Origin of the sequence: Acinetobacter sp. ABJ-A23_2, assembly GCF_044538765.1 — a bacterium.
GTDB lineage: Bacteria > Pseudomonadota > Gammaproteobacteria > Pseudomonadales > Moraxellaceae > Acinetobacter > Acinetobacter nosocomialis_A.
On the sequence record NZ_JBIUCP010000008.1, the window covers coordinates 62533 to 79135 of the forward strand.

A 16603-nucleotide genomic window follows, 5' to 3' on the forward strand; every position below is an offset into this window, starting at 1 on the left:
CCTCGGTTTTTTTATATGTGTTTTATAACTTGATTGTGCCATCAATACAGGTAACAGCGGTTCCACCCACTAAAATTTTATCTTGATACAATTCAAGTTGAAGCTGTCCATCTCGGCCTACTGCCCCACCTTGTGAAGAAAGTACGACATCATTTTGTGCAGGAAGAATCCCATAATAACGAATAAATGAAGCTACGCTACCATTACCACTACCACAAACAGGATCTTCATTTATTCCACATGAAGGGGCAAATGAACGAACTTCTATGTGTTTTTGTTCATCATTATTTTCATGAAAACCAAAAACTGTCGCACCCGTGACTTTCATTTCTAAATCATGTTCTTTTAAAGCGGCAAAGTCTGGTTGGCTATCTAGAACAGCCTCAGCATTAACAGCTTGTAATACAATCCAGCGCGCCCCTACATCTACCAATGTAGCGTTCCACTGAGTATTAATTTCACATTTTAAAATTTCTGCTAATTTCTCAGTGTGCATTGCATCTAGTGGAGTAATTTTAGGCTTAGGTAGTTCAAATGAAATATGACTTGATTCACTCACGGTCAGAGTCACCAAACCAGCACCGCACTGCTGTACCAGCTTACCTTCTTTCGCTTTAATTAGACCCGCCTCAAGCAAAGCATAGGCAGTACCAATTGTAGGATGGCCTGCAAATGGCAATTCACTTTGTGGAGTAAAAATTCGAACCTGATAGTCAGCTTGTGAATCGCTCGCAGGGAGTACAAATGTGGTTTCAGAAAGATTGGTCCAGTTCGCAATGGCTTGCATCTGCTCAGACGTTAAGGTGCTGGCGTCCATAATGACCGCAACAGGATTTCCTTTAAATGCTTGTGAAGTAAAAACATCAACTTGTTTAAATGCAACAACAGACATAGACCTCTCCTACTGATTTTAATATTAAAAAATATGGTTTTTAAGTCCTCACCATTTCTTGATCTTACTAATTTATTTTTAATGGTCACAGTATCAGTTCATATGAAAAATAACAGACACAGTTTCTAATTTTAAATTATAAATAAACCGAAAAATCTAAAGTAATCACAATATTTGAGTTAAATAAAAGATCACGATAAAGTGTATCCATTACTTTGGCTTTTTAATGAATTGACATGTACAAATATAAAAAAGTGAGTGATGACCTAACCCTTCAAATTCAGAATGGCAGGCAGCCTATTGGTTCACGCTTACCATCAATTCGCGACTGTGCAAATCATTATCAGGTCAGCATAAACACCGTAAAAGAAGCTTATCGCCAGCTTGAAGATCAAGGATTGATTTCTGTTCGTCCACAGTCTGGCTACTATGTTTGTCATGCACCTTCAAACTTACTAGAGCTCGAAGAGCGTTATGTCAGTGAAGAAAAAGTATCTCTTTCAGGAATTAGCTGTTTTCTCGCACAAATTGTTAAAAAGCAGATGGACCCCGACTATGTCAATTTGGCCTTAGCTTGCCCTACAGGTGAAAATTTCTATCCAATTGAACGCTTAAAACGCTTAACTGCTCAAGTTTTACGGACACAGCCAGATATTTTTAAAAACTATACTTTACCGCCCGGCTCTATACGTTTACGTACTCAAATTGCGAGGCGAAGTTTACAGCTTGGTATGTTTCTTTCAGCAGATGATATTGTACTCACTCATGGCACCATGGAAGCTTTAAGTCTTGCGATTATGGCAACCACCCAAGCAGGTGACAGCATTGCTCTTGAGATCCCTACTTTTCATAACCTGTACCCACTGCTTCATAATTTAGGCCGAAAAATTGTAGAAGTGCCGACTTCGCCACATACAGGTATGTGCCTTGATGCTCTTGAAGAACTGTTAAAATCTAAAAGTGTACAAGCCATATTAACCATTCCAACAGGACACAATCCTCTCGGTTTTAGCATTCCTGAAAGCAACCGCCGTCGCGTGGCAGAGCTAGCCAATCAATTTCACGTTCCCGTCATTGAAGATGCGATGTACGCCGAACTGCAACTGACTGAACCGCTCTTACCCAACATTAAGGCATTTGACCAAAATGGATGGGTTTTGGTCTGTGGTAGCTATACGAAAACCGTAGCACCCGACTATCGAATTGGTTGGTTAGAAGCTGGGCGTTTTCGTAATATTGTGCAGCAAATTAAATTAACAACCACTGTTGCTGAACCGGCTTTGCTCACGGAAACTTTAGGGCTTTTCTTAGAGAATGGAGGTTATGACCTGCACTTAAGGCATCTTAAAAAACGCTATCAACAACAAATTGACACCATCAAATCTTATATATGTCGTTATTTTCCACTCGGTACTCGAGTCAGTCGACCGCAAGCGGGATTTATTTTATGGTTAGAGCTCCCCGAATCAATTGACACACTAGAACTGTTTCATCAGGCAATGGATGAAAAAATCTTATGTATGCCGGGAATTTTGTGTTCAGCTGATAAACGTTTTAGTCATTGTTTACGTATAGCAGCTTGTTTTGAGTTAAATCCCAAAATGTTAAATGCTTTGATGCGCTTAGGAGAGCTAGCAAAAAATATGCTGCCCGTACAAAAGGATAATGATCAAATCCCTACTAATTCAGTAGGTTGAATCCCAAATCTGGAGTTAATAAAATAAAACCATATATTTTTTATGCCTTTTATTTTATGAAAACTGAGCTTCTCTCTCCCGCAGGTTCACTTAAAAACATGCGCTATGCTTTTGCCTATGGTGCAGATGCCGTATATGCCGGCCAACCACGTTACAGTTTACGTGTGCGTAATAATGCTTTTGATCATGACAACTTAAAAATCGGAATTGATGAAGCCCATGCTTTGGGTAAAAAGTTTTATGTTGTAGTGAATATTCAGCCACATAACAGCAAATTAAAAAACTTTATTCGTGATCTTGAACCAATTATAGCCATGCAACCAGATGCACTCATTATGTCTGACCCGGGCTTAATCATGATGGTACGTGAGCATTTTCCAGAAGTGCAAATTCATCTATCGGTTCAAGCCAACGCTATTAACTGGGCCACTGTTAAATTTTGGAAAGATTATGGTCTAAACCGTGTGATTTTATCGCGTGAGTTATCTTTAGAAGAAATAGAAGAAATCCAGCAATACGTACCCGATATTGAACTCGAAGTTTTTGTACATGGTGCTCTATGCATGGCCTACTCAGGCCGCTGCTTACTTTCCGGTTATATGAACAAGCGTGATGCCAACCAAGGTGCTTGTACCAATGCTTGCCGTTGGGACTATAAGTTGCATGAAGCCCAAGAAGATGCAAATGGAGATGTGATTCCAGTTACTCAGCTTAATGAGTCAGAAAAGTCTTGCTGCTCATCAGCACAATTAGAAACAACCTCGACTCAAACGCTGCTGGTACAACGCAATGATGAAGAAATGTTTGCGGCTGAAGAAGATGAACACGGCACTTATTTTATGAACTCTAAAGATTTACGTGCGGTACAACATGTAGATCGTTTAACCAAAATGGGGATTGCCTCACTAAAAATTGAAGGCCGTACTAAATCCTATTTTTACTGTGCCCGTACCGCCCAAATTTATCGAAAAGCTATTGATGATGCTTTAGCAGGCAAACCATTTGACCCAAGCTTAATGAGCCAGCTTGAAGGTTTGGCAAATCGTGGTTATACCGAAGGCTTTTTAAGACGTCATGTACATAGTGAATATCAAAACTATGCCGATGGTTCATCACATTTTGACTACCAACAATTTTGTGGAGAGGTTTTAGAGCGTTACGGTGATTATATTCGTATTGAAGTTAAAAACCGTTTTGTGGTTGGCGACTCACTTGAGCTGATGACGCCTCAAGGCAATATCACCTTTACTTTAACCGAAATGCGCGATTTAAAAGGTAACCCAATTACCGATGCTAAAGGTTCGGGGCATTTTGTTGAGATTCCACTTTCACAAGATGTTGATGTTAGTTATGCCCTACTCATACGCAATTTGCCGCATGCTAAGGAAAACATTACTGCCTCAACATTAGCTTATTCAGCGAGTTAAACATGGCACTTTTGATTACGAATGACTGTATCAATTGTGATATGTGCTTACCGGAATGCCCCAATACAGCTATTTTTGAAGGCAACAAAGTTTATGAAATTGATCCACTTCGTTGTACCGAATGTGTAGGCTTTTATGATGCACCCACATGTAAGGCGGTTTGCCCTATCGATTGCATAAAACCAGACCCTGCACATATTGAAAATAAAGAGCAACTGCTAGAGAAATTTAAGGATTTAAATATACTCGGCGAATCTATCTCTTAAAAAGTCTATCGAGGATCAGGCTAAGGTGGCTGATCCTCTTAAATGACTATACAGATCAATGATTAAATAAATGAATAAATAGCTTAAGCCACTTTGCTAATGATAAAATCAAATGATCAGTTCAGTTTGTTTTACTGGTATTTTTGTACCCCAAAAATTGCACAATCGTTAAAACTGGTCTAACCATTTCAACATTTCATATAGATTGATTAAAACTCTTTCTGGCGTAGCTCCCCATGTCTTATCTTTATTTAGCAATTGCGATTGCTTGTGAAGTCATTGCAACTTCAGCCTTAAAAGCATCTCAAGGTTTTACTGTTCCCATTCCGTCCATCGTTACTGTTGTGGGCTATGCAATTGCTTTTTATTTATTATCCCTGACGCTAAAAACAATTCCGATCGGGATTGCATATGCCATTTGGTCGGGTGCGGGTATTATTTTAATTTCTGCAATTGGCTGGATATTTTACAAACAGCATTTAGACTTGGCAGCCTGTATTGGTCTTACTTTAATGATTGCAGGTATTGTGATTATTAATGTGTTTTCTAAAAATACCCATTTATAAAATATAAATAAACCGAGTACGATGAAACTCTTTTTATAAAAAATTTCATCTTACTCGGTATGAACAGCTTATTTCAAACTGCCCGTCAAAAATTGTTTTAGACGCTCACTTTTCGGGTTATTGAGTACTTGATCAGGATGGCCCTGTTCCTCAATTTTCCCTTGATGCAAGAAAATCACTTGATTAGATACATGACGCGCGAAGCCCATTTCATGTGTCACCACAATCATAGTACGTCCTTCTTCAGCCAAGCCCTGCATTACTTTTAGTACTTCACCCACCAACTCTGGATCAAGCGCGCTGGTTGGTTCATCGAACAACATAACTTCTGGTTCCATAGCCAAAGCACGAGCAATCGCTACACGTTGCTGCTGACCACCAGATAAAAATGCCGGATATTTACTTTCAACAGTTTCAGGTAATCCAACTTTGCGTAGATATTTGCGTGCACGCTCTTCTGCTTCAGCACGTTTTACCCCAAGTACGTGAATCGGCCCTTCAATTACATTTTCCAGCACTGTCATGTGAGACCACAAATTAAAATGCTGAAACACCATCATGAGCTGCGTACGCATTTTTTGTAGTTGCTTTGGTTCAACTACTTTTAAATTGCCTTTTTTATCAAAGACTGTGCGTAGTTTTTCACCATTGAGCTTAATCGTGCCATTGCTCGGTTGTTCCAAAAAGTTAATGCAGCGGAGTAAAGTACTTTTACCTGAACCCGATGAACCAATAATACTAATTACATCGCCAGCATTTGCATCAAGTGATATCCCTTTTAGTACTTCATGATCGCCAAATGTTTTGTGTAAATCACGAATCACTAGTTTTGCAACGTGTTCCATTTATGTCTCCTAATGATTCGATGGCTTTAAAAATGCCAACCAACGTTTTTCCAACTTACGAAATATCCAAATCAAAATAAATGCCAACACTGCATATAACACCGCGGCAATTCCAAAAGCATTGAAAGTGTCATAGGTTGCCGCATTTACATCACGCGCAATTTTTAAAATGTCAGGAACAGTTGCTGTAAATGCAATGGTTGTCGCGTGCAACATCAAAATGACTTCGTTACCATAAAACGGTAAAGCACGGCGTAACATCGATGGGATGATAATACGTGTGTAGAGTTTCCATTTTGACATTCCAAAAGCTTGGGCGGCTTCAATCTCACCATGTGGAATAGAGCGAATCGCTCCAGCGAAGATTTCAGTTGTATATGCACCAGTATTGAGCGCGAATGCCAAAATGGTGCAATTTATGCCCTCTCGAAAGAATGCATCGAGCGCTTGATGTTCATGGACATAATCAAAGCTATAAATGCCCGAGTAAATAATTAACAATTGGATGTACAGTGGTGTTCCACGAAACACATAAGTAAACAACCAAACTGGACCACGCAACCAGATATTTTCTGATACTCGTGCAAGTGATAAAGGCACAGCAAGCACAAAGCCAATACCAATAGAAAGCACCAATAACCAAGCAGTCATCGCGACACCGGTCATTTGTAGGCCATCGGTCCAAAGGTATGCCTGCCAATATTGTTGAAGGATTTCAATCATAATTGTCCCTTCCTTACACCAGCAGAATAACGACGTTCAAGCCACATTAAAATCAGGTTGGACACGGTGGTAATTGCCAAATAAATGGCAGCAGCGACGATGCTGAAAAAGAACAGTTGCATGGTACTTCTACCCGCATCTTGTGTAATTTTTACAATATCAGTCAGGCCAATAATAGAAACCAGTGCGGTCGCTTTAATCAAAACTTGCCAGTTGTTACCAATGCCAGGCAGTGCAAAACGCATCATTTGAGGGAATAATACACGGTGAAAAACCTGCCACGGCGTCATCCCATAGGCCATTGCTGCTTCAATTTGACCCGTTGGAACCGATTGAAATGCACCACGAAAGGTCTCGGTAAAATATGCACCATAAATGAACGCTAAAGTAATCACACCAGCCACAAATGGGTTGATATCAATCTGGTCCATTTGCAGTGCTTCAGTAATTTGGTTTAGACCCAACTGCAAGCTATAAAATAACAGCAGCATAATCACTAAGTCAGGCACACTACGGATGAGCGTGGTATAGGCGGTCGCAATATAACGTAAAGCTTTAATATTAGAGAGTTTTGAACTCGCACCAATTAAGCCAATAATGACAGAAAGCAAGAGTGATAACAGCGCAAGCTGTATGGTCATCCATGTTCCGCTGAGAAGGAGTGGCCCATAGCCAGACAAAGACATGACTCATCTTCTCCTTAAAAACAATATCTAATATTGATGAGATGAGAATAGATTTAAAAATGTCGGCACTCAGCCGACATTTTTCACATCATTAGTAAATGCTAAAAGAGAAGTATTTTTTCTCGAGTTTCTTGTATGTGCCATCAGCAATGATTGCAGCTAAAGCTTTGTCAATATTCGCTTTCAAATCTGCATCTTCTTTGCGTAAACCAATAGCTGCGCCTACACCTAGTGTTTTGACATCAACCACATTGCCACCAGCAAAACTGAAGTTTTTACCTTTTGGTTGTTTTAAGAAAGCGCCATCAACCATGATTGCATCTTGTAAAGTTGCATCCAAACGACCAGACATCATGTCTTGGTAAATCAAGTCTTGAGTTGGATAAGGTACAACACTCACACCTTTTGGAGCCCAATAGGTTTTAGCATATGTTTCTTGAATTGTGCCCTGTTGTACCCCTACACGCTTACCTTTCAATGAAGTAGGCGTTGGCAATAACGGTGAGCCTTTCTTTGCAACCATACGCGTTGGCGTATTGTAGATTTTGCTACTAAATAAAATTTGTTTTGCACGTTCATCAGTCACTGTCATTGATGAAAGAATGCCATCAAATTTTTTCGCTTTAAGTGCCGGAATCATTCCGTCAAAAGAGTTTTCAACCCAAACACACTTAGCTTTGAGTTTTGCACAAATGGCATTACCCAAATCAACATCAAAACCAGTTAATTTGCCATCTGGTGTTTTATATTCAAATGGAGCATAAGACGACTCAGTACCAAAACGAATCACCTTCCAATCCTTTGCTTGAACATTCGTTGCAACAGCAGCCAAAACCAAGGTTGTTGAAACGAACATTTTTTTCATAAAGCTTGCCATATTGAAGCTTCTCCTTAAAATCCAAATAAGGTGATAAAAAAACTTGAGCAATTTCTAAATTACTCTTCTGCCGTAATAATTGCAATTTCTATACCAGTAAATTAAGGATTTATGAAGATATCAAAACAGCTGATCGTACTACCCCATTAAATGTTGAAAAATCACTCAAATTTTAAGTTAGTTTTTGAGTGTGTAAGCCTCTGCCATATTTTCATTTTCAACCAATGTCCGAATGGTGTATTCATGGTTATGTTCTTTGGCACTGGTAAATTCACATTTTTGATCTAATGACATTGAGCAACCACTCAGCAATGGACAACCTGCAAATAATTCGGCTACCCAATCTACAAATACACGGACTTTAGGCGATAAATGACGGTTTTGTAGATAAACGACTGATATTGGCATAGGCGCAGGTAACCATTCAGTCAACACCTCTCTAAGAGCACCAGACTCTAAATGTTTTGCCACCATGTAATATGGACATTGAATGAGGCCAAAACCTTGTACTGCCAAATCAATATATGAATCGCCATCGTTAACAGAAACACGTCCCTTCACACCGACACTATGAATTTCACCGTTCACCATGAAATCCCAATCGATATTGCGTCCGGTACGGCTGTTAAAATAATGTACCACTTGATGTTTTTGTAAGTCTTCAATGGTTCTTGGTTCGCCATGTTCCATCAAATAACGTGGCGCAGCTACTGTCACACACTGAATTGTTCCGATACGACGTGCAACTAAACTTGAATCTTTCAATTGACCAATACGAATGACACAGTCCACCGCATCTTGAACTAAATCGACTGGACGATCACTCATGCCAATCACCAAATCAATATCGGGGTACTTGGCATGAAAATCACACAGCATCGGAATCAGAATCAACCGCCCAATTGAAGCTTTAACATCAATGCGCAGTCGTCCTCGGGGTCCTCGTTCAGAATCATGAAAAGTTGATTCTACGTCTTCGACATCGGCCAAAATTCGCGCGGTCCGTTCATAATAAACCGCGCCATCTGGTGTCAAACTGAGTTTACGAGTGGTGCGGTTTAATAAGCGAACTTGTAAATGTTTCTCTAAAGCCTGAATGGTTGTAGTCACAGAAGCACGCGGTAGGCCTAAACTGTCAGCCGCTAAACTGAAACTATTTGTTTCGACAACTTTGTTAAATACTTTCATGGCATGAAATAGATCCACACACACACTCCTATCAATGCATTTATTTAATCAAACACATCAATTGTTATAAAAATACGAATAGTGTTATCGAATTTAATATATTTATTCGTGATTGACAAACTTTTATGCTCCGTCCATCCCATAAACCCTGTTTCTCCCATACGGACCAAAACTAAAAGTCTGAAAACAGGTATCCAAATAACTAGGAGCACCTCATGTCATTTTCTCGCAAACAGTTCGCACTGTCTGCCATCTTTGTCGCTATTTTGGCTACAGGGGGCAGTTTTATGTTTTTACATGAAAATGCCGATGCAAAAGCTGCACCGACCAGTGCCCAACAAGCTGCAACTGTTGATATTTCTAATGTCATCAGCAAAACCATTACCGATTGGCAAGAATATTCCGGTCGCTTAGAAGCAATCGATCAAGTCGATATTCGGCCACAGGTTTCAGGTAAACTCATTTCCGTACACTTCAAAGATGGCAGTCTTGTTAAAAAAGGCGATTTACTATTTACCATTGACCCGCGTCCTTTCGAAGCAGAACTCAATCGAGCCAAAGCTCAACTTGCTTCGGCTGAGGCACAAGTAACATATACGGGTTCTAACCTTTCTCGTATTCAACGTTTAATTCAGAGTAATGCTGTTTCTCGCCAAGAGTTAGATTTGGCAGAAAATGATGCACGATCAGCCAATGCTAACCTTCAAGCCGCTAGAGCAGCCGTTCAATCTGCACGTTTAAATCTGGAATACACTCGTATTACTGCACCAGTCAGCGGCCGAATTTCCCGCGCCGAAGTAACCGTTGGTAATGTGGTTTCTGCAGGTAACGGCGCACAGGTTTTAACAAGTTTAGTATCAGTATCACGCCTATACGCATCTTTCGATGTTGATGAACAAACTTACCTAAAATACATCAGCAACCAGCGTAACTCAGCACAAGTTCCTGTCTATATGGGACTTGCCAATGAAACAGGTTTTACTCGCGAAGGTACGATCAATTCAATCGACAATAACTTAAATACCACCTCAGGTACGATTCGTGTCCGCGCAACCTTTGACAATCCAAACGGAGTTTTATTGCCGGGTTTATATGCACGCATCCGTTTAGGTGGTGGTCAACCTCGTTCAGCAATTTTGATTAGCCCAACCGCAGTTGGAGTCGATCAAGATAAACGTTTTGTCGTAGTAGTTGATGCGAAAAATCAAACTGCTTACCGCGAAGTAAAACTCGGTGCCCAACAAGATGGCTTGCAAATCGTGAATAGCGGATTACAAGCGGGTGATCGTATTGTGGTAAATGGTTTACAGCGGATTCGTCCGGGTGACCCTGTTACACCTCATCTTGTTCCTATGCCAAATGCGCAAATCACTGCGAGCAGCACTACTCCTCAACCTCAGCCAACAGATAAAACATCAACTCCGGCAAAAGGTTAATCACATATGAATATTTCTAAATTCTTTATTGATCGGCCGATCTTTGCTGGTGTGTTATCAGTACTGATTTTACTTGCCGGTTTACTGTCGGTATTTAAATTACCGATTTCGGAATACCCCGAAGTTGTTCCACCATCTGTGGTGGTACGTGCTCAATATCCAGGTGCAAACCCGAAAGTCATTGCTGAAACTGTTGCTTCTCCGCTTGAAGAATCCATCAACGGCGTTGAAGACATGCTGTATATGCAGTCTCAGGCAAACAGTGACGGTAACTTAACCATTACAGTGAACTTTAAGCTCGGTATTGACCCAGACAAAGCTCAGCAATTGGTTCAAAACCGTGTGTCTCAGGCCATGCCTCGTTTACCTGAAGACGTACAGCGTTTAGGTGTCACTACCTTAAAAAGCTCGCCTACTTTAACCATGGTTGTGCATCTGACTTCACCAGATAATCGCTATGACATGACCTACTTGCGTAACTACGCGGTGCTCAACGTAAAAGACCGTTTGGCTCGTTTACAAGGTGTAGGTGAAGTCGGTTTATTTGGTTCTGGTGACTACGCAATGCGTGTGTGGCTCGACCCACAAAAGGTAGCACAACGTAATCTCACAGCAACTGAAATTGTGAGTGCAATCCGCGAACAAAACATTCAGGTAGCCGCTGGTACCATTGGTGCTTCGCCAAGTAATTCACCTTTGCAGCTTTCGGTCAATGCTCAAGGTCGTTTAACCACTGAACAAGAATTTGCAGATATTATTTTAAAAACTGCCCCTGATGGCGCGGTTACCCGATTGGGTGATGTTGCTCGTGTTGAACTTGCAGCTTCACAATACGGCTTACGTTCGTTACTCGATAATAAACAAGCGGTTGCCATTCCAATTTTCCAAGCACCGGGTGCTAATGCTTTACAAGTTTCTGATCAAGTGCGTAGCACAATGAAAGAACTTTCAAAAGATTTCCCATCTTCGATTAAATACGACATTGTGTACGACCCGACTCAGTTCGTACGTGCCAGTATTAAAGCGGTTGTTCATACCTTACTTGAAGCGATTGCACTGGTTGTTGTGGTTGTTATTTTATTCTTACAAACATGGCGTGCTTCAATCATTCCATTGCTTGCTGTACCAGTTTCAATTATTGGTACATTCGCGCTCATGCTTGCTTTTGGTTACTCGATCAATGCGCTTTCTCTGTTCGGGATGGTACTTGCCATCGGCATTGTGGTCGATGACGCCATTGTGGTCGTCGAAAATGTCGAGAGGAATATTGAAGCTGGCTTAAGTCCAAGAGATGCAACTTATCGTGCCATGCGAGAAGTGAGCGGACCGATTATTGCCATTGCTTTAACGCTGGTTGCCGTGTTCGTACCACTTGCTTTTATGACAGGCTTAACAGGGCAATTTTATAAACAATTTGCCATGACCATTGCCATTTCAACTGTTATTTCGGCATTTAACTCCCTTACCCTATCTCCTGCTTTAGCTGCCATGTTACTAAAAGGACATGATGCTAAACCTGATGCATTAACACGCCTTATGAACCGTGTATTCGGACGTTTCTTTGCATTATTTAACCGCGTATTTACTAGAGCGTCGGACAACTATGGTAAAGGCGTAAGTCGTGTTATCTCTCATAAAGCTTCGGCAATGGGTGTCTATGCTGCGCTTTTAGGTTTAACCGTTGGTATCTCTTATATTGTTCCGGGCGGTTTCGTTCCTGCGCAGGACAAACAATATTTGATTAGCTTTGCTCAATTACCAAATGGCGCATCATTAGATCGTACTGAAGCGGTCATCCGTAAAATGAGTGATACGGCACTTAAACAACCTGGTGTGGAAAGTGCTGTTGCCTTCCCTGGCCTCTCAATTAACGGTTTTACCAACAGTTCGAGTGCCGGTATTGTCTTTGTAACCTTAAAGCCATTCGATGAACGTAAGGCTAAAGACTTATCTGCCAATGCAATTGCTGGTGCACTCAACCAGAAATACTCAGCTATTCAAGATGCCTATATTGCGGTTTTCCCACCACCACCCGTGATGGGCTTAGGGACCATGGGCGGCTTTAAACTTCAACTTGAAGACCGAGGTACCTTAGGCTATTCAGCCTTGAATGATGCTGCTCAAAACTTTATGAAAGCAGCACAATCAGCTCCTGAACTGGGTCCAATGTTCTCAAGTTATCAAATTAACGTACCTCAACTAAACGTAGATCTGGACCGTGTAAAAGCCAAACAACAAGGTGTTGCTGTAACAGATGTTTTCAACACCATGCAGATTTATTTAGGCTCTCAGTACGTTAACGACTTTAACCGCTTTGGACGTGTTTATCAGGTTCGAGCACAGGCAGATGCCCCTTTCCGTGCTAATCCTGAAGATATTTTGCAGCTTAAAACCCGTAACAGTGCCGGACAAATGGTGCCGTTATCTTCATTGGTGAATGTAACTCAAACTTATGGTCCAGAAATGGTAATTCGTTATAACGGCTATACATCAGCCGATATTAACGGTGGGCCTGCACCGGGTTATTCATCTAGCCAAGCAGAAGCTGCGGTTGAACGTATTGCTGCTCAAACTCTACCGCGTGGTATCAAATTTGAATGGACAGATTTAACTTACCAAAAAATCTTGGCTGGTAATGCAGGACTCTGGGTATTCCCAATTAGCGTATTACTGGTGTTCTTGGTTTTAGCTGCTCAATATGAAAGCCTAACCTTACCTTTAGCTGTAATTCTAATTGTGCCGATGGGAATTTTGGCTGCCCTCACTGGGGTTTGGCTCACCAGTGGAGATAACAACATCTTTACCCAAATCGGTCTGATGGTACTGGTCGGGCTGGCCTGTAAAAATGCCATCTTGATTGTTGAATTTGCTCGAGAACTCGAAATGCAAGGTGCAACTGCCTTTAAAGCAGCAGTTGAAGCAAGTCGTCTACGTTTACGCCCAATTTTAATGACCTCTATTGCATTCATTATGGGTGTAGTCCCACTGGTTACTTCAACTGGCGCAGGTTCTGAAATGCGTCATGCCATGGGTGTTGCAGTGTTCTTCGGAATGATCGGGGTAACTTTCTTTGGTTTATTCCTGACTCCTGCCTTTTATGTCCTGATTCGTACATTGAATAGCAAACATAAATTGCATTCGGCGGCAGTTCATGAAGCGCCTTTATCTACCCCACATGACCATTAAGGAGGACATTTGATGACTACAGCAAAACAAAGCTTGTTATTGTCCTCACTCATAGGGAGCCTGCTTCTTGCAGGCTGCTCTTTGGCTCCGGAATATCAACCTGCAAAAGTGATAGTTCCAGTCAAATTTAAAGAGTCTGACCCAAAACTTGAAGACAATAATTGGAAAATTGCTCAACCTGCCGATCAGCAAGTTCGAGGTGAATGGTGGCGTGTTTTTAATGATGCTCAATTGAATGAGCTAGAACAACAAGCGATTGCCAGCAACCAAAATCTTAAAGCGGTGGCAGCCAATATTCAGGCTTCACGTGCAATACGCTCGGCTGCACAAGCCGAACGTTTGCCAAGTATTGGTGCTGGCTTTGGCCCAACTCGTCAAAAACCCTCTCCTGCTTCATTGGGATTAGATGACAATGCTCATACATCTGCACAAACTTTATGGCGTGCTCAAGCCAATGTTTCATATGAGCTCGATTTATTTGGTCGTATCGCCAGTAGTGTTAATGCAGCAACAGCGGATCTACAACAGCAAGAAGCGTTATATCAGTCGGCACTTTTAGCGTTACAGGCCGATGTTGCGCAAGGTTATTTTCTCATTCGCCAGCTTGATGCTGAACAAGCAATTTATACTCGTACTATTAAGTTACTTGGTGAGACACGAGATCTCGTTCAAACCCGATTTAAGAATGGTTTGGTCAGTGAATTAGACGTTTCTCGTGCACAAACTGAACTTGCTACAGCTCAAACCAATGCACTGAACATTGCTCGTAGTAGGGCTAATGCAGAGCATGCACTTGCAGTATTGTTAGGAAAACCACCAGCTGACTTTAGCTTAGCTATTCAACCTTTAACTACAAACAGTATTCGCCTTCCGGCTGGTTTACCTTCGAGTTTACTTGAAAGACGACCTGACATTGCTGCTGCTGAACGTGCTATGGCAGCAGATAATGCGCGTATTGGAATTGCCCGTGCAGCTTTTTTTCCGAAAGTTAATCTAACGGGTGCCTTAGGTTATGAATCTTCAAGTTTAAGCGAGTTGGGTAAATGGTCGAGCCGTACGTTCTTGCTTGGTCCAGTCGCTGGCACTATTTTGTCTTTACCATTATTTGATGGCGGACAACGTAAAGCAGGCGTTGCTCAAGCACGAGCAGCTTATGAAGAAAGTGTCGCCAACTATAGACAAACTGTACTAAACGCATTTCGTGAAGTTGAAAATGGTTTATCCGATCAACGTATTCTTGATCAGCAAATTCAGGCACAAAACCAAGCACTCTCATCGTCTCGTCATGCAAATCACCTGTCTCATCTACGCTATCGAGAAGGTGCGATTAGCTATCTTGATGTGATTGACTCCGACCGGACTATTTTGCAACAAGAACAATTGGCAGCTCAGCTTAAAGGTGGCCAAATCATTGCAAGTGTAAACTTAATCCGTGCTTTAGGTGGGGGTTGGAATAATTAATATAAAAAAAGCGCCTTACGGCGCTTTTTTTATACATACAAATTATTTTGCATATACAGGGAATTTTGCACAAACAGCTTCAACTTTCGCTTTTACATCAGCAATAACTTTTTCATCACCTTTGCTGTCAATCACGTCAGCGATCCAACCAGCAAGTTCACGAACTTCAGCTTCGCCAAAACCACGAGTTGTTACTGCTGGAGTACCGATACGGATACCAGAAGTTACAAATGGAGAACGTGGGTCATTTGGAACTGAGTTTTTGTTCACAGTAATGTGAGCAGCACCTAACCAAGCATCAGCATCTTTACCAGTTACGTCTTGTTTGATTAAAGATAACAAGAATAAGTGGTTGTCTGTACCGCCAGAAACAACATCATAACCACGTGCGATTAATACTTCAGCCATTGCTTGAGCATTTTTCACAACTTGTTGTTGGTAAGCTTTAAAGTCATCAGACATTGCTTCTTTGAAGCAGATTGCTTTAGCAGCAATCGCATGCATTAATGGACCACCTTGGTTACCAGGGAATACAGCTGATTGAAGTTTTTTCTCGATTTCTTCATTCGCTTTCGCAAGGATTAAACCAGAACGTGGACCACGAAGTGTTTTGTGAGTCGTTGTTGTTGTTACATCAGCAATTTGAACTGGGTTTGGATATACACCAGCAGCAACAAGACCTGCAACGTGAGCCATATCAACAAAAAGGTAAGCGCCAACTTTGTCCGCGATGTCACGGAAACGTTGCCAATCTACAACACGGCTATAAGCAGAGAAACCAGCAACGATCATACGCGGCTTGTGTTCTAATGCTAAACGTTCAACTTCTTCGTAATCGATTTCGCCAGTTTCAGAGTTTAAACCATACTGAACAGCGTTATAAGTTTTACCAGAGAAGCTTACTTTTGCACCGTGAGTCAAGTGACCACCGTGAGCCAAGCTCATACCCAAAACTGTATCGCCTGGGTTAAGAAGTGCTAAATAAACAGCAGAGTTAGCTTGTGAACCAGCATGTGGTTGAACGTTTGCGTAATCGGCACCAAAAAGTTCTTTAGCACGATCAATCGCCATTTGCTCAATAACGTCTACATACTCGCAACCGCCATAATAGCGTTTGCCTGGATAACCTTCTGCGTATTTGTTAGTAAGTTTTGATCCTTGCGCTTCCATCACAGCAGGAGAGCAATAGTTTTCAGATGCAATTAACTCGATATGTGCTTCTTGACGCTCACCTTCAGAAGCAATAGCTTGAGCTAATTCTGGATCAAATTCAGAAATGGAAATATTGGCAAACATTAGCGGGGGTCCTATAAATTAGGGCTTTTAAGCCGTGCTAAGATTGCGGCATATTGT

The 16603-nt window shown here is 41.4% G+C and carries 14 protein-coding genes; 7 read left to right on the forward strand and 7 right to left on the reverse strand.

The annotated features are described in order from the left end of the window. Window positions 1–22 precede the first annotated feature (22 nt). Window positions 23–892: a PhzF family phenazine biosynthesis protein gene (locus ACH63V_RS04780; RefSeq protein ID WP_368578356.1), complete on the reverse strand. Its 870-nt coding sequence runs from the start codon at window positions 890–892 to the stop codon at window positions 23–25. Between the two features lie 230 nt (window positions 893–1122). On the opposite strand from ACH63V_RS04780, the gene ACH63V_RS04785 reads away from it, so the two are divergent. From ACH63V_RS04785 to abeS, 4 genes are all read left to right on the forward strand, one after another. Continuing rightward, entirely contained in the window at window positions 1123–2589 is a 1467-nt protein-coding gene (locus ACH63V_RS04785) for a PLP-dependent aminotransferase family protein (RefSeq protein ID WP_368578370.1), read from the forward strand. Window positions 2590–2645: 56 nt separating this feature from the next. After that, the gene (gene yegQ, locus ACH63V_RS04790) at window positions 2646–4016 is read left to right on the forward strand and encodes a tRNA 5-hydroxyuridine modification protein YegQ (RefSeq protein ID WP_368578358.1); all 1371 of its coding nucleotides are present in this window, start codon (window positions 2646–2648) and stop codon (window positions 4014–4016) included. Window positions 4017–4018: 2 nt separating this feature from the next. Next, window positions 4019–4282, forward strand: a complete 264-nt coding sequence (locus ACH63V_RS04795) for a YfhL family 4Fe-4S dicluster ferredoxin (protein ID WP_002118193.1) — start codon at window positions 4019–4021, stop codon at window positions 4280–4282. Window positions 4283–4518: 236 nt separating this feature from the next. Then, window positions 4519–4848: a multidrug efflux SMR transporter AbeS gene (abeS, locus tag ACH63V_RS04800; RefSeq protein WP_005307063.1), complete on the forward strand. Its 330-nt coding sequence runs from the start codon at window positions 4519–4521 to the stop codon at window positions 4846–4848. 68 nt (window positions 4849–4916) lie between these two features. Here abeS and ACH63V_RS04805 read toward each other — a convergent pair whose 3' ends face one another. From ACH63V_RS04805 to ACH63V_RS04825, 5 genes are all read right to left on the reverse strand, one after another. Continuing rightward, window positions 4917–5693, reverse strand: a complete 777-nt coding sequence (locus tag ACH63V_RS04805) for an ABC transporter ATP-binding protein (protein ID WP_396462890.1) — start codon at window positions 5691–5693, stop codon at window positions 4917–4919. A gap of 9 nt (window positions 5694–5702) precedes the next feature. Beyond that, the gene (locus ACH63V_RS04810; protein ID WP_396462891.1) at window positions 5703–6416 is read right to left on the reverse strand and encodes an ABC transporter permease; all 714 of its coding nucleotides are present in this window, start codon (window positions 6414–6416) and stop codon (window positions 5703–5705) included. Further along, on the reverse strand, window positions 6413–7102 hold the full coding sequence (locus tag ACH63V_RS04815; protein WP_396462892.1) for an ABC transporter permease: 690 nt from the start codon (window positions 7100–7102) through the stop codon (window positions 6413–6415). The genes ACH63V_RS04810 and ACH63V_RS04815 overlap by 4 nt, the downstream gene beginning before the upstream one ends. A 91-nt stretch (window positions 7103–7193) precedes the next feature. Continuing rightward, a complete protein-coding gene (locus ACH63V_RS04820; RefSeq protein WP_002049251.1) occupies window positions 7194–7979 on the reverse strand; it encodes an ABC transporter substrate-binding protein in 786 nt (261 codons plus the stop codon). 177 nt (window positions 7980–8156) lie between these two features. Further along, window positions 8157–9185, reverse strand: coding sequence for a LysR family transcriptional regulator (locus ACH63V_RS04825; RefSeq protein WP_396462893.1), 1029 nt, complete (start codon window positions 9183–9185; stop codon window positions 8157–8159). 197 nt (window positions 9186–9382) lie between these two features. Here ACH63V_RS04825 and adeF point away from each other — a divergent pair, with 197 nt between their 5' ends. The 3 genes from adeF to ACH63V_RS04840 are packed head-to-tail and all read left to right on the forward strand — an operon-like array spanning window position 9383 to window position 15250. Beyond that, window positions 9383–10603 (forward strand): multidrug efflux RND transporter periplasmic adaptor subunit AdeF, encoded by a 1221-nt coding sequence (gene adeF / locus ACH63V_RS04830; protein ID WP_311086895.1) that lies wholly within the window; start codon window positions 9383–9385, stop codon window positions 10601–10603. 6 nt (window positions 10604–10609) lie between these two features. Further along, the gene (gene adeG, locus ACH63V_RS04835; protein ID WP_396462894.1) at window positions 10610–13789 is read left to right on the forward strand and encodes a multidrug efflux RND transporter permease subunit AdeG; all 3180 of its coding nucleotides are present in this window, start codon (window positions 10610–10612) and stop codon (window positions 13787–13789) included. A gap of 12 nt (window positions 13790–13801) precedes the next feature. Further along, the gene (locus ACH63V_RS04840) at window positions 13802–15250 is read left to right on the forward strand and encodes an efflux transporter outer membrane subunit (protein WP_396462895.1); all 1449 of its coding nucleotides are present in this window, start codon (window positions 13802–13804) and stop codon (window positions 15248–15250) included. A gap of 42 nt (window positions 15251–15292) precedes the next feature. Here ACH63V_RS04840 and glyA read toward each other — a convergent pair whose 3' ends face one another. Then, window positions 15293–16546: a serine hydroxymethyltransferase gene (glyA, locus tag ACH63V_RS04845; RefSeq protein WP_191028968.1), complete on the reverse strand. Its 1254-nt coding sequence runs from the start codon at window positions 16544–16546 to the stop codon at window positions 15293–15295. Window positions 16547–16603 lie beyond the last annotated feature (57 nt).

What these genes read in the sequence shown, in the direction of transcription:
- ACH63V_RS04815 (WP_396462892.1), bottom strand. Translation starts at nt 7,102, where the DNA reads ATGTCTTTGTCTGGCTATGGGCCACTCCTTCTCAGCGGAACATGGATG.
- ACH63V_RS04795 (WP_002118193.1), top strand. Translation starts at nt 4,019, where the DNA reads ATGGCACTTTTGATTACGAATGACTGTATCAATTGTGATATGTGCTTA.
- glyA (WP_191028968.1), bottom strand. Translation starts at nt 16,546, where the DNA reads ATGTTTGCCAATATTTCCATTTCTGAATTTGATCCAGAATTAGCTCAA.
- adeF (WP_311086895.1), top strand. Translation starts at nt 9,383, where the DNA reads ATGTCATTTTCTCGCAAACAGTTCGCACTGTCTGCCATCTTTGTCGCT.
- yegQ (WP_368578358.1), top strand. Translation starts at nt 2,646, where the DNA reads ATGAAAACTGAGCTTCTCTCTCCCGCAGGTTCACTTAAAAACATGCGC.
- ACH63V_RS04780 (WP_368578356.1), bottom strand. Translation starts at nt 892, where the DNA reads ATGTCTGTTGTTGCATTTAAACAAGTTGATGTTTTTACTTCACAAGCA.
- ACH63V_RS04820 (WP_002049251.1), bottom strand. Translation starts at nt 7,979, where the DNA reads ATGGCAAGCTTTATGAAAAAAATGTTCGTTTCAACAACCTTGGTTTTG.
- ACH63V_RS04840 (WP_396462895.1), top strand. Translation starts at nt 13,802, where the DNA reads ATGACTACAGCAAAACAAAGCTTGTTATTGTCCTCACTCATAGGGAGC.
- abeS (WP_005307063.1), top strand. Translation starts at nt 4,519, where the DNA reads ATGTCTTATCTTTATTTAGCAATTGCGATTGCTTGTGAAGTCATTGCA.
- ACH63V_RS04810 (WP_396462891.1), bottom strand. Translation starts at nt 6,416, where the DNA reads ATGATTGAAATCCTTCAACAATATTGGCAGGCATACCTTTGGACCGAT.
- adeG (WP_396462894.1), top strand. Translation starts at nt 10,610, where the DNA reads ATGAATATTTCTAAATTCTTTATTGATCGGCCGATCTTTGCTGGTGTG.
- ACH63V_RS04805 (WP_396462890.1), bottom strand. Translation starts at nt 5,693, where the DNA reads ATGGAACACGTTGCAAAACTAGTGATTCGTGATTTACACAAAACATTT.